Below are 13300 nucleotides of genomic sequence, written 5' to 3'. Positions count from 1 at the left end.
GTGGGCGGCACGTATTCATGAGGAGGCTGACCATGGAGCCAACCATGATGCTTACCCCGACGAAGGCGGTGTTGGGAGGCACGACAACGCCATTGCCGCCGCTGCACCACGCGCCAACGATGGCGGAGCAAGTGGCGAGGATGTGGATCCTGCGCGGCGCCGATGGATGCGGCTTCGACGGGATCATTGGCCGCGAAGCGGCGAACTCGCCGGCGGTTTCCGTAAACAGAAGCGCGTCGCACTAAAGCATCGATGCGCATCCAGCCGGCCAGTCGAGTGATGGCCGAGGGTACGGGCATGCGGGATCTGGATCACCCGCTGCCACCCATTTGACCAACGATCCCAATTTACCCGGAGACAGATCATGTTCAAGCTTTCAGACCCCGCTTGGTGGGCGCGCTATGTGGAGGAGCTCAACGCCGACACCCATTGGACCAAGGCCGCCAAGTATTTCAGTGGGCAGATCCAGTTCACTCACGACAAGGGCCATTCGACGTTGGCCGTCGTTGGCGGCCGCGCGGTCGCGGCGTTCGCCGAAGGAATTCCGCTGGGCGCAGAGATCGAGGTGGGCGGGCCCAACGAAGAATGGCAACGCGTGCTCGATGGCAAGATCGATTGGTTCGAGGCGCTTTCACCAGGCTTGGGCCGCCTTGCGCTGTCTGGCAACACGGTCGCCGCCTGGCGCTACGTCGATGTGATGGCCCGGGCATTCGACGCGATGAAGCGGGTTGGCAAGCCCAAGTCGAACGAGGTGCCCTCGTACTCGCCACCCGGGAAAGTCTCGGGCAAAGAGATCAGCGGTCACTACGTTGTCGTTGACGGCATCCGCGTCTACTACGAAGAGGCGGGCGAGGGCGCTCCGATCATCTGCTTCCACGCCGCATCGCAGGACACACTGATGTACCGGCATGTGCTTGAAGGCCTGTCCGACAGCTATCGCGTCATTGCCGTCGACGCGCCGGGTCACTCGAAGTCGGAACTGCCGGCGGAGGGCCCATTTCAAAGCCTGACGCGCCATGCCGAATTCAACGAAAAGCTGATGGACAAACTCGGGCTTGTGAAGCCCGCGATCATCGGTTGCTCCATGGGCGGAAATCTCGTGCTGGAACTGGGCGCGCGCCGCCCCGATGCGTACAGCGCGATCGTGTCGGCCGAGGGTGCGGACTACACGCCGACGGTCTCGGAGTTCTTCCTCGACATGCTGCTGATGAACGGCACCGACATCATCGGCGCCTGGTCGCGCTCTATGACCGGCAATCGCACGCCACCCGACCGGGCGCGCGACGTGGTGTGGCAGATCTCTCGCACGACACCCGAAGTGATGCGCGGCGACTTGACCGGATACGGCAATTTCGACAAGCGCGACGAGGTGGGGAAGATCAAGGCGCCCGTCATGCTGCTGCGCGGCGACGCCGATTGGCTCGTCTTTCAAAGCAAGGTCGAAGAGACGGCCTCTCGCATCCCCGGCAGCGAAATCGCCGTCCTCGCAGGCACCGGGCACTACCCGATGACCGAGAACCCGCTCGAATTCTGTGAGACCGTGCGAGCCTTCTTCGAAAAGGCCGGTGTCAGCAAGGCCTCGCGCTAGCAAAACAATCGATTGGGACGCCGAGCCCTTTTCGGGCAGGTCTGCCCACGACCGCCATCGCGGGCGAGCGGGGGCAATTGAATCAAACGAGAGGCGGAGATTTTCCATGGCACAAGGCACTCACAAAGAGATCAACGGCACGACTTTATGGGTCGAGGACACGGGAGAGAGCGATCTTCCCGTCATCCTCTGCCTGCACTCGTGCTTCCTGGACGGCACCATGTTCGATGGCCTGGTCAAGGCCGCCGAGGGCAAGTTCAGGGTGGTTCGTCCCGATTTCCGCGGACAAGGCAAGAGCGCGATCGAGGACGTCGACATCATCAGCATGGACCAGTGTGCGGACGACATGCAGGCGCTGATCGACGCAATGGGCATCAAGTCGATCAACGTGATGGCGCAATCGATGGGGGGCGACGTTGCATTTCGCTTGATCGCTCGACGACAGGAGTTGTTCCGATCGCTGGTCGTCGCCGGCTCATCGGCCTGCGGCGAACCGCCCGACCAGGGCGCGCTGTTCGCGCAGTGGGTGGTCGATGCCGGCAATCAGGGTTTCACCGGCGAGATCCTGGAAATGACCATGCGGGTGATGTTCGGCGAAACCACCCGCCAGAACCCCGCCAAGAAGGAAATGGTGGCGTTCTGGCGCAACCGCATCGCTGCCCTGCCCAAATCGTTGCGTCCGGCGATGAAGGGCGTCATGCATCGCGAGAGCTCGGTCGAATTGCTGCCCTCGATCAAGATCCCGGTGCTGATCATCAACGGCGAAGAAGACATGCCGCGTCCACCTGCTTGGTCGGACCAGATGAAGGCGGAGCTACCCAACGCGAAGCTGATTCGGTTGAAGAAGATCGGCCACAGTCCCACCCTGGAGGCTCCGGAACTGGTGCTTCCCGAGATCGTCGGCTTCTTCTCCAATCCCCAGGTCTGAAACCATGTTGACAAATGAAGCACGCGCTTTCGTGGCGCAATGGAGCGAGAGCCTGCGAGATCTGGGGCCTGTCTTGACTGGCGAGAACAAGACAGTCTCTCTGGCCGAGATTCGAGCGCGCTACAGCAAGATGTTGGCGCAGAACCCTGCACCCGCGGGCATCACCTTTGAGGACGTCGTGATAGGCGGCATACCGGGCCAGTTGGCAACCCCCGATGTTCTCAGAACCGATGCCGTTGTTGTCTACATCCATGGAGGCGCGTACATCGTGGGCGAGCCGGCCGGCTACCACGGCATCGGCGGCAATCTTGCGAAGACGATGGGCGCCAAGGTGTTCTTGCCGGACTATCGATTGGCGCCTGAGCACCCTTTTCCGGCTCCTATCGACGACACCCTGCGGTTCTACAAGGGCTTGCTTGACGAAGGGTACCCGGCCAGGAAGATCGTCTTTGCCGGCGAGTCTGCTGGTGGCGCCATGACTGTGACGGTCATGGTGGCGGCCCGCAACTCCGGCCTGGCTCTGCCGGCCGGAGGGGTGGCGATTTCGCCGTGGGCCAATCTGGAGCACACCGGCATCTCGATGACGAATCGGGAAACCATCGATCTCTTGAATACCAAAACCGGCCTTGTGTTCCTGGCGAATGTGTTCCTCCAAGGCGCTTTGCCGAATCATCCGATGGCGTCGCCCGTGTTTGCCGACGTGACGGGTCTGCCGCCCATCATGGTCCAGATGGGAGAAGCAGAACTGATGCTCACGGACGGCATGCGCCTCGCAACGCACCTTGCCGAGAACCGCGTGAGGATGACTCTCGAAGTCTGGCCCCATATGTTCCACGCTTGGCACTTTGTTGCGCAGTTGCAGCCGCAAGCACGACAGGCCCTGGAAAGCGCTGCGTTGTTCATGGAACAGTGTCTGCGCGGTGCAGACAGATCGATTGGCTAGAGACAGGGCAGCCAGTCGCGGGTAAATACCGGGGGTCTAACTGTGATCACAAATATATGATTCCACACATCAGCTCATGGAGGTCATGATCGATGTGGAATCAAGATTCGTTTTCGGGCAGGCGAGTCCTCGTGACCGCCGGTGCCGACGGTATCGGTCTTGCGATCGCGCGCTCCTTCGTTTCCGCGGGCGCACGGGTGCTGGTCTGCGACGTGCAAGAGGCCGCGCTGTCTCGCCTTGCGGCCGATCTGCCGCAGGTGAACGGCTGCCGCGCCGACGTGTCCAGCGAGGCGGAAGTCGCGGCACTGTTCGAGGTGCTCGACCAGAAGCTGGGCGGCCTCGACATCCTGGTGAACAACGCCGGCATCGCTGGCCCGACGGGCGGCGTCGAAACTTTGTCCCTGGCCGACTGGGAGCGCACGCTGGCCGTCAACCTGACGGGTCAGTTCCTCTGCGTGCGCGCCGCCGTGCCGCGCCTGCGCCAGAGCAGCGGCGCCTCGATCGTCAACCTCTCGTCGGCGGCCGGCCACCTCGGCATGCCGGGCCGCTCGCCGTACTCGGCCTCCAAGTGGGGCGTGGTGGGCTTCACCAAGACGCTGGCCATCGAGCTCGGCGGCGACGGCATTCGCGTGAACGCGATCCTTCCCGGCGCGGTGGACGGGCCGCGCATTCGCGCGGTCATCGCTGCCAAGGCAGAGGCGTCGGGCCGTTCGCTCGAAGACGTGACGCGCTCTTACACCGCGCAGGCGTCGCTGGGCCGCATGGTCACGACCACTGACATCGCCAACATGGTTTTGTTCGCGGCCAGCGACCTCGCGGCCAGCGTCACGGGCCAGGAGCTCGTCGTCGATGGCCACACGCAAGCCCTGAGCTGACCACCTCGTCCTTTCAACCCTCAACGCCACAAGCACCGACTCGGAACCCACATGGCAACACGCACCAAGGCAATCATCACCTGCGCTCCCACGGGCGCGATCCACACTCCCAGCATGTCGCCGCATTTGCCCGTGACGGCCGACGAGATCGCCACAGCGGCGATCGACGCGGCGAAGGCCGGCGCGGCAATCCTGCATCTGCATGCGCGCGATCCGGTCGACGGCCGCCCGTCGCAGGACCCCGAGCTGTTCCGGCCCTTCCTGTCGAAGATCAAAGCGGCAACCGATGCGGTGATCAACATCACCACGGGCGGCAGCCCGCACATGACGGTCGAGGAGCGCATGCGCCCGGCCACCGTGTTCAAGCCCGAACTCGCTTCGCTGAACATGGGCTCGATGAACTTCGGCCTGTTCCCGATGCTCGATCGCTACAAGGAGCTCAAGCATGAATGGGAGCGCGAGAACCTGGAGAACAGCCGCAACCTCGTGTTCAAGAACACTTTCACCGACATCGAGAACATCCTGCGCATTGGCGATGCGAACGGCACGCGCTTCGAGTTCGAGTGCTACGACATCAGCCACCTGAACAACCTCGCGCATTTTCTGGAGCGGGGCTTGGTCAAGGCGCCGCTGTTCGTGCAGTCGGTGTTCGGCATCCTGGGCGGCATTGGCGGCCATCCGGAAGATCTGATGCACATGCGCCGCACCGCGGACCGCCTGTTCGGCGACCGCTACCGCTGGTCGATTCTCGGCGCTGGCCGCAATCAGATGACGCTCGCCACCATCGGCGCGGCCATGGGCGCCAACGTGCGCGTCGGCCTGGAGGATTCGCTGTGGATCGCGCCGGGCCGCCTGGCAGCGTCGAGCGCCGAGCAGGTGCTGCGCATCCGCGCCGTGCTCGAGGCCCTCAACATCGACGTCGCAACGCCCCAGGAGGCGCGCGAGATCCTGAATCTCAAGGGCGCGGCGAAGGTCGCGTTCTAAGGAGACCCTCATGCGCATCGAAATCCTTGTCGACGTAAAGACAGAACTGGGCGAAGGTCCGGTCTGGGACATCGAGGAGCAGCGGCTCTACTGGATCGACAGCTTCGGATGCAAGGTGTTCCGCTGCACCGCGGACGGCCGTGAGGTGCGCGCCTGGGACGTGCCCGCGCGCATCGGCTCCATGGCGCTGCGAAGTCGCGGAGGCGCCGTGCTCTCGCTCGCGAGCGGCTTTCATTTTCTCGACTTCGCGACCGGCGAAACGCAGCTCATCGTCCATCCCGAGCCCGGCAAGACCGGCAACCGGCTCAACGACGGAAAGGTGGACCGGCGCGGCCGTTTCATTGCGGGCTCGATGGACATGAACGAGGAGGGGCCGAACGGTGCGCTCTACCGGCTCGACCCCGACCTCTCGCTGCACAAGCTCGACGACCACATCATCTGCTCCAACGGTCCCTGCTGGAGCCCCGACGGCCGCACCTTCTATTTCGCCGACACCTGGTCCGGCGAGATCTGGGCCTATGACTACGACATGGACACAGGCAATGTGTCGAACCGGCGCACGTTCGCCAAGCTCGATACCTCCACCGGCGGCGCTGCGGACGGATCGACGGTCGATGCCGAAGGCTTCCTGTGGAACGCGCAGGTCTACGACGGCCGGCTGATTCGCTACGCGCCCGACGGCACCGTCGACCGCGTGATCGAGATGCCGGTGAAGAAGGTGACCAGCGTGAATTTCGGCGGGCCCAACCTCGACATCCTGTATGTCACCTCGATGGCCAAGCCGCCACTGCCGCGCTTTCCCATCGACGGCGTGCAGGGCGGCAGCCTGTTCGCCATCCATGATCTGGGTGTGCGCGGCATCGCGGAACCCCGATTCGGCGGCTGAGCTCCGAGTTCCCCTTTGCGCTTTTCGCGCTGGGGTTGGCGCAGGTCTCCTTTGCTCTAAGGGAAGACCCCTACGCGCGGCCGCTGCCCCGGCTTGAAATATGAAGCGCTTCAAGTTAGGATCAAGGCACGCAGGTTTCAGAGATGGCGTGCGTGCCAGCTTCTAAAAATGAAGCGCTTCAAATCATTGCACTTACGGAGATACCCCATGCAACTTCTCAGGAACCTGACGGCCGCGCTGGCCTGCACCGCCGCCCTTTCAATCACGGCGGCGCACGGCGCCGACCTCAAGCTGGGCGCGCTGTACCCATTCAGCGGTGGACTGGCCTTGCTGGGTGACGAGAGCTTCCGCGGCGTGCAGCTGGCCGTCGACGAACGGAATGCCGCCGGCGGCGTCAACGGCAACAAGATCGTGCTGGTGAAAGCCGACGCGGTCGATGCCAACCAGGCGGTCGGCGAAGCGCGGCGCCTGACCTCGGTGGAGAACGTCACCGCGGTGTTCGGAAGCTATGCCTCCGGTGTCTCGGCCGCCGCCACGCAGGTGACGGAGCTGGCCGGCGTTCCTTACTTCGAATTGGGCGCGGTGGCAGACACCATCACCGGCCGTGGCATGAAGTACGTGTTTCGCAGCAACTCCACCGCCAAGAATTTTGCCGAGCGCAGCATCGAAGCGGTCGTCAAGGTCGTGGCGACGCAGCTGAAAACGGACCCCAAGGCACTGAAGATCGCGATCATCTTCGAAGACGGCTCCTACGGAACGCTGGTGAGCGGCTTCCAGAAGGAAGAAGCCAAGCGGCTGGGCCTGAACGTGGTCGAAAGCCAGTCGTACTCGGCCAAGAGCGTCGATCTTTCGTCGCTCGTTCTTCGCCTCAAGGGTGCGGGTGCCGATGTCATCCTGCAGACCTCCTATCAGAACGACACCACGCTGTTCATCAAGCAGGCCGCCAATGCCGGCTTCAAGCCCAAGGCGCTGATCGGCGCGGGCGGCGGTTACTCGCTCACCGACACCGCCAAGCAGCTGGGCGCCGCGATGGACGGCGCCTACGACGTCGACTTTCCGCAGGACACCATGGCCGAAAACGGCGCGCCCGGTCTGCGCGCATTCTCCGCGGCCTACCAGAAGCAGTTCGGAACGCCGCCGCGCTCGGGCCACAGCCTTGTGAACTACGTCGGTGCCAAGGCTTTCCTCGACGTGCTTGCCGCTGCCAAGTCGACCGACAAGGACAAGATCCGCGAGGCAGTCCTGGCCTACAAGAAGGCATCCGGCACCAGCGCCGCCGGATGGGGATTCGACTTTGCCGAGAACGGCCAGAACAAGCTCGCCACCACCAACCTGATGCAGTGGCAAAAGGGCAAGCTCGAAACCGTCTACCCCGAAGGCGTGGCCACCGCCAAGCCGATCGCTGCCCGCGCGGACTGAGCGGCGCCCATTTCCTTTCATCTTCAGCCGCGCCCCTCGGCGCGCGGCGGGGGACAACGCATGTCAATCTTTCTCCAGCTGCTGGTCAACGGGCTTCTGCTCGGTGGTGCCTACGCCATCATCAGCATCAGCCTCACGCTCATCTTCGGCGTGGTGCGCGTGGTCAATTTCGCGCACGGCGAGCTCCTGATGGTCGGGCTCTACGCCACGTGGATGATCACGTCGCACACGGGGATGCATCCCTACGCCACCGTGGTGCCGGTCGCGCTGCTGCTGTTTGTGATCGGCGCCGCGATGCAGCGCTTCGTGATCCAGCCGCTGCTGTCGGCCGAGCCTCACATCCAGATCTTCGCAACGGTGGGCGTGTCCACCGCGCTGCTGAACCTGGCGCTGATGGTCTTCGGTGCGGACGTGCGCAGCGCGCAGGCGAGCTTCGGCACCGACGCGTTCCAGATCGGTCCGGTCAGCATCGTCACCGGGCAGCTGGCCACGTTCCTCATCGCGATCCTCGTGGCACTTGGCGTGTATGTCTTCCTGCAGCACACCTTCACCGGGCGCGGCTTTCGCGCCTTGGCGCAGAACCGCGCCGCAGCAGCGCTGATGGGCGTGAACGTCAACAAGGCCTACATCCTCGTCTTCGCACTGGGCGCCTCGTTGCTGGGGCTCGCGTCGGGCCTGCTCGCGGTCCAGTACCCGGTGTTTCCGACGGTGGGGCAGTACTTCGTTCTCACGGCGTTCGTCGTCGTGGTTCTCGGCGGCCTCGGCAGCCTGCCGGGCGCGGTCGTCGGCTCGCTCTTCATCGGGCTCATCGACAGCATCGCGGGCTTCTATGTCGGCTCGGATCTCAAGGAGGTCGTGTACTTCGTGATCTTCCTGGTCATTCTCACCGTGCGGCCGACCGGACTCTTCGGTCTGGGCCGCGGCTCGGAATAGGTGCAAGCATGATCTTTCCCCGACTCACCCATCCGCGTGCGTACATCGGTGCGGCGGCGCTCCTCGCGCTGCTGGCCGCGCCGCTGGTGATCAACTCGCCCTTCGTCTATCACCTGGCGGTGCAGGTCTGCATCTTCGGTGCGCTGGCAACGGCCTGGAACATCGTCGGCGGCTACGCCGGGCAGCTGTCTCTCGGGCACGCCGTGTTCTATGCCATCGGCAGCTATGCGGCGACGATGCTTGTCATCCACTTCGGCCTGTCGCCGTGGATCGGCATGTTCGGCGGCGCCATCGTCGCCGTTGCCGCGTCGCTCGTGATCGCCTATCCGACGCTTCGCCTGCGGGGCCCATTCTTCGCGTTGGCGACCATCGCATTCCTGGAAGTGTGCCGATTGCTCGTCGTGCACTTCGAAGGCGTCACGGGCGGATCGGCCGGCCTGAACGTGCCGCTCAACATCGGCATCCAGTGGATGATCTTCCGCGAGAAGTGGGCCTACTTGGCGATCGCCTTCGGCTTCCTGGTCGTGACGCTGTGGATCAGCTGGCTGATTCGCTACTCGCGCTTCGGCTTCTACCTGATTGCCGTGCGCGAGCGTGAAGATGCCGCGCGGGCGGTGGGCATCAACGCGGTCAAGGTCAAGATCGCGGCCGCGGTGATCTCCGCCGCGCTGACCAGCATCCTTGGTTCGTTCCACGCGATGTACCTGACGTTCATCGAGCCTTCGGCCGCCTTCTCGCTGGAGCTCTCGATCCAGATCGCGATGTTCGCCCTGATCGGCGGGCTCGGCACCGTGGCCGGCCCGCTGCTCGGAACGATCCTGGTGCTGCCGGCGGCCGAACTGTCGCGCGGCTGGCTCAGCGGGCTGGGCAACGGCACGCACGGCTTCGTATACGGCGTGGTGCTGGTGCTCGTGGTGCTGTTCTTCCCGCGCGGTCTGGTGGGCCATCTGGGCGGGCGCGCGTTGGCGTTGATCGACCGGTTGCCGGGTTCGCGCCATCGCCGGCCCGCGCCTGGGCCGAAGCAGGTGGCGAGCCGCGTGGCGAGCACCTCCAGGGGGCAACCGCTGCTGGTCGCAGAAGGCCTGCAGAAGCGCTTCGGTGGCCTGCTCGCGACCGACAACGTGTCGCTGACCCTGCATGAAGGCGAGATCCTCGGCGTGATCGGGCCGAACGGCGCCGGCAAGACCACCGTCTTCAACCAGCTGTCCGGCTTCATCGCGCCCGATGCCGGCACGGTCAAGGTGCGGAAGTCCAACGGCGAATGGACCAGTCCCAGCTCGCCCGAAGGCTTTGCACAGACAGGCGTGGGGCGCACCTTCCAGATCGTGCAGCCGTTCTCCGGGCTCTCCGTGCTCGAAAACATCATGCTCGGCGCCTTCATGCGCACGCAGAGCGCCGAGGAGGCCGAGGCTATTGCACGCGAGGTAGCCGAGCTGACCGACCTGACGGCCCTGCTGGACCACGAGGCGCGCGGTCTGACCGTCGGCGGCATGAAGCGGCTCGAAGTGGCGCGCGCGCTTGCCACGGGGCCGAAGGTGCTGCTGCTCGACGAGGTGCTCGCGGGACTGAACCCGACCGACGTGACGCGCGCCATCGCCATGATCCGCAAGATCCGCGACTCGGGCGTGTCGGTTCTCATGATCGAACACCTGATGCAGGCGACCATGGCGCTGTCCGACCGCATCATCGTCATCAATGCCGGCAGGCTGCTCAAGGAGGGCAAGCCGGCCGATGTGGTCAATGATCCTGCGGTGATTGAAGCCTACCTAGGCAAGGGGTACCTCGATGCTCAAGCTGCGTGATATTTGTGCCGGCTACGGCAAGAGCGAAGTTTTGCGCGGCGTCTCGCTCGACGTCAAGAAGGGCGAAGTCGTGACGCTGGTCGGCGCCAACGGCGCGGGCAAGACGACGACGCTCAAGGCGCTGTGCGGTCTCATTCCCGCCACCGGCGGCACGATCGAATTCGAAGGTGCAAAGCTGTCGGGCAGGGCGCCGCACGAGATCGTCGAACTCGGCATCACCATGGTGCCGGAAGGCCGGCAGCTGTTTCCGTTTCTCACCGTCCGCGAGAACCTGCTGATGGGCGCCTACAAGCACACGGCCCGCCAGGGGCGGGAACAGCGCCTGGACGAAGTGCTGAAGATCTTCCCGCGCGTGAAGGAGCGGCTGCCGCAGCTCGCCGGATCGCTGTCGGGTGGCGAGCAGCAGATGGTGGCAATCGCGCGCGGCATGATGGCGGAGCCCAAGCTCCTGATCATGGACGAGCCCTCGCTCGGCCTGTCTCCGCTGCTGGTGGAGCAGATGTTCGACGTTGTGCGACTGGTGGCATCGCGCGGTACCACCGTGCTGTTGGTCGAGCAGAACGTCTTTCACACGCTGAAGCTGGCCGACCGCGGCTACGTGCTGGAGAACGGCACCATCACGCTGACGGGCACCGGCGCCGAGCTGCTCGCCAACCCGCATGTGCGGCGCGCCTACCTGGGGCATTGACATGAATGCATCTGAAAAACGAGAACACCGCGAGCGCGTCGTTCTCATCACGGGCGCCGCGGGCGGCATCGGCGCGGCGATTGCGGAACGCTATGCCGCCGACGGCGCGGCAGTGGGGCTCGTGGATTTTGATGCGACGTCCGGCCAGGTGTTGGCCGCGCGCTTGGGTGCCGCGGGCCATCGCGTCCACTTCGCCCAGGCCGACGTGGCGAGTTTCGGTGAGTGCGAGACCGCATGCACCGCCATCGAAACCGCGCTCGGCCCCATCGACACGCTGGTCAACAACGCCGGCATCTCGCCCAAGCATGCGGGCAAGCCGGTGCCTATCTGGCAGATGGAGCCTGCCGAATGGCACCGGGTGGTCGACGTCAACCTTCACAGCGTCTTCAACTTCGTGCGGCGGCTCACGCCCGGCATGGTCGATCGCAAGTTCGGGCGCATCGTGTCGATGTCGTCGGTCGCGGGCAAGGCCTACCTGGACATCGTGGCTGCGCACTACGGAACCACCAAGGCGGCGTTGATCGGCATGACGCGCCATCTCGCGGGCGAACTGGGCCCGCACGGAATCACGGTCAATGCGCTGGCCCCCGGCCGCATCGACACGCCGATGGTGGCCGGCGCCCCGCGCGAGGCCAACGATGCCGTGATCCGCGTCACCCCGTTGCGGCGTCTTGGCAAGCCGGTCGAAGTGGCCGATGCCTGCCTCTTCCTCAGCTCGTCGAGGTCCGACTTCATCACCGGCCAGGTGGTCGATGTCGCCGGCGGCTGGCTGATGACCTGACCCTCGAATCATTTTGGACCCATCATGACTTCAGAACTCAAGGCGAACTACATTGCCGGCGAATGGCTCGCCGGTGCGGACGTGAACCGCAACATCAATCCTTCGGACACCAGCGACGTCGTCGGCGAATACGCCCGCGCCGACGAGAAGCAGGTGCTCCAGGCGATCGATGCGGCGTTCGAGGCGCGGCTTCCTTGGCAGCGAAAGACGGCGGAAGAACGCTCTGACGCACTCGACCGCATTGGAAGCGAGATCCTCGCGCGCCGTGAAGAGCTGGGCCGCCTGCTCTCGCGCGAAGAGGGCAAGACGCTGGCCGAAGGCATCGGTGAAGCGACGCGCGCGGGCCGCGTGTTCAAGTTCTTCGCAGGCGAGGCCTTGCGCCTGGGCGGCGAAAAGCTCGCGTCGATCCGCGCCGGCGTGGAGGTGGACGTGGTGCGCGAAGCCGAAGGCGTCATCGGCATCATCACGCCGTGGAACTTTCCGATTGCGATTCCCGCATGGAAGATCGCGCCCGCGCTGGCCTACGGCAACACGGTCGTCTTCAAACCCGCGGACCTGGTGCCCGGCAGTGCCTGGGCGCTGTCCGAGATCATCGTGCGCGCGGGCGCGTTGCCCGCGGGCGTCTTCAACCTGGTGATGGGCGCGGGCTCGAAGGTCGGCAACGCGATGGTCAACTCGCCCAAGGTGCGCGGAATGACCTTCACGGGTTCCACGGGTACCGGGCGGCAGATCGGCCTGCGGTGCATGGAGCGCGGTGCCAAGGTGCAGCTGGAGATGGGCGGCAAGAACCCGCTGGTGATCCTCGACGATGCAGACCTGGAACAGGCGGTCTCGGTGGCAGTGAACGGCTCGTTCTTCTCGACCGGCCAGCGCTGCACCGGCTCCAGCCGGCTCATCGTGCAGGACGGCATTCATGACCGCTTCGTTGCTGCCATGGTCGAGCGCATGGCCGGCCTGCGCACGGACCACGCGCTGAAAGACGGCACCGACATCGGGCCCGTCGCCTCGAAGGACCAGCTGGAACAGGACTGCTTCTACATCGCCAACGCGAAGGAAGAAGGCGGCCGCCTGGCCGCGGGCGGCGAGCTTCTGGAGCGCGAGCACCAGGGCTTCTATCTGTCGCCCGCACTGATCGTCGAGACCCACAACGCGATGCGCGTGAACCGCGAAGAGGTGTTCGGCCCGGTAGCCAGCGTCATCCGCGTCGGGAGCTACGACGAGGCGCTGGCCGTCGCCAACGATACGGAGTTCGGCCTTTCCTCCGGCATCTGTACGACCTCGCTCAAGCACGCGAGCGACTTCAAGCGCAACTCGTCCGCCGGCATGGTGATGGTGAACGTGCCGACGGCCGGCGTGGACTACCACGCGCCGTTCGGCGGCCGCAAGGGCTCGAGCTATGGATCGCGGGAACAGGGCGCCTATGCGCGCGAGTTCTACACCGCGGTCAAGACCACCTACACGCAGGCCTGAAAA

At 64.7% G+C, this 13300-nt stretch carries 13 protein-coding genes; all 13 read left to right on the top strand.

Annotation, left to right across the window (positions count from 1 at the left end; genetic code table 11):
- Positions 1-32 precede the first annotated feature (32 nt).
- Positions 33-245, top strand: coding sequence for a hypothetical protein (locus BLR24_RS04470; RefSeq protein WP_139188706.1), 213 nt, complete (start codon positions 33-35; stop codon positions 243-245).
- A 119-nt stretch (positions 246-364) separates the two neighbouring features.
- Positions 365-1588, top strand: a complete 1224-nt coding sequence (locus tag BLR24_RS04465; protein WP_093013324.1) for an alpha/beta fold hydrolase — start codon at positions 365-367, stop codon at positions 1586-1588.
- A gap of 106 nt (positions 1589-1694) precedes the next feature.
- Entirely contained in the window at positions 1695-2516 is an 822-nt protein-coding gene (locus BLR24_RS04460; RefSeq protein ID WP_093013321.1) for an alpha/beta fold hydrolase, read from the top strand.
- Between the two features lie 4 nt (positions 2517-2520).
- Complete coding sequence (locus BLR24_RS04455) at positions 2521-3459, top strand: alpha/beta hydrolase (RefSeq protein WP_093013318.1); 939 nt, start codon at positions 2521-2523, stop codon at positions 3457-3459.
- Positions 3460-3551: 92 nt separating this feature from the next.
- Positions 3552-4334 carry an SDR family oxidoreductase gene (locus BLR24_RS04450; protein ID WP_093013315.1) on the top strand — a complete coding sequence of 261 codons (783 nt, stop codon included), beginning with the start codon at positions 3552-3554 and terminating at the stop codon, positions 4332-4334.
- 51 nt (positions 4335-4385) lie between these two features.
- Complete coding sequence (locus tag BLR24_RS04445; RefSeq protein WP_093013312.1) at positions 4386-5318, top strand: 3,5-dioxohexanoate:acetyl-CoA acetone transferase; 933 nt, start codon at positions 4386-4388, stop codon at positions 5316-5318.
- A gap of 10 nt (positions 5319-5328) precedes the next feature.
- Positions 5329-6204: an SMP-30/gluconolactonase/LRE family protein gene (locus tag BLR24_RS04440; RefSeq protein ID WP_093013309.1), complete on the top strand. Its 876-nt coding sequence runs from the start codon at positions 5329-5331 to the stop codon at positions 6202-6204.
- A 207-nt stretch (positions 6205-6411) separates the two neighbouring features.
- On the top strand, positions 6412-7623 hold the full coding sequence (locus BLR24_RS04435; protein WP_093013306.1) for an ABC transporter substrate-binding protein: 1212 nt from the start codon (positions 6412-6414) through the stop codon (positions 7621-7623).
- Positions 7624-7683: 60 nt separating this feature from the next.
- Complete coding sequence (locus tag BLR24_RS04430; RefSeq protein WP_093013303.1) at positions 7684-8556, top strand: branched-chain amino acid ABC transporter permease; 873 nt, start codon at positions 7684-7686, stop codon at positions 8554-8556.
- Between the two features lie 11 nt (positions 8557-8567).
- The gene (locus BLR24_RS04425; protein ID WP_093014670.1) at positions 8568-10358 is read left to right on the top strand and encodes a branched-chain amino acid ABC transporter ATP-binding protein/permease; all 1791 of its coding nucleotides are present in this window, start codon (positions 8568-8570) and stop codon (positions 10356-10358) included.
- The gene (locus BLR24_RS04420) at positions 10342-11046 is read left to right on the top strand and encodes an ABC transporter ATP-binding protein (protein ID WP_093013300.1); all 705 of its coding nucleotides are present in this window, start codon (positions 10342-10344) and stop codon (positions 11044-11046) included. Before BLR24_RS04425 ends, BLR24_RS04420 begins: the two co-directional genes overlap by 17 nt.
- A 1-nt stretch (position 11047) precedes the next feature.
- Positions 11048-11827, top strand: coding sequence for an SDR family oxidoreductase (locus tag BLR24_RS04415; protein WP_093013297.1), 780 nt, complete (start codon positions 11048-11050; stop codon positions 11825-11827).
- A 24-nt stretch (positions 11828-11851) separates the two neighbouring features.
- Complete coding sequence (locus BLR24_RS04410) at positions 11852-13297, top strand: aldehyde dehydrogenase family protein (RefSeq protein ID WP_093013294.1); 1446 nt, start codon at positions 11852-11854, stop codon at positions 13295-13297.
- Positions 13298-13300 lie beyond the last annotated feature (3 nt).

Origin of the sequence: Variovorax sp. OV700, from assembly GCF_900099805.1 — a bacterium.
Lineage (GTDB): Bacteria > Pseudomonadota > Gammaproteobacteria > Burkholderiales > Burkholderiaceae_C > Variovorax.
This window is presented reverse-complemented; position numbering and strand designations above follow the sequence as displayed.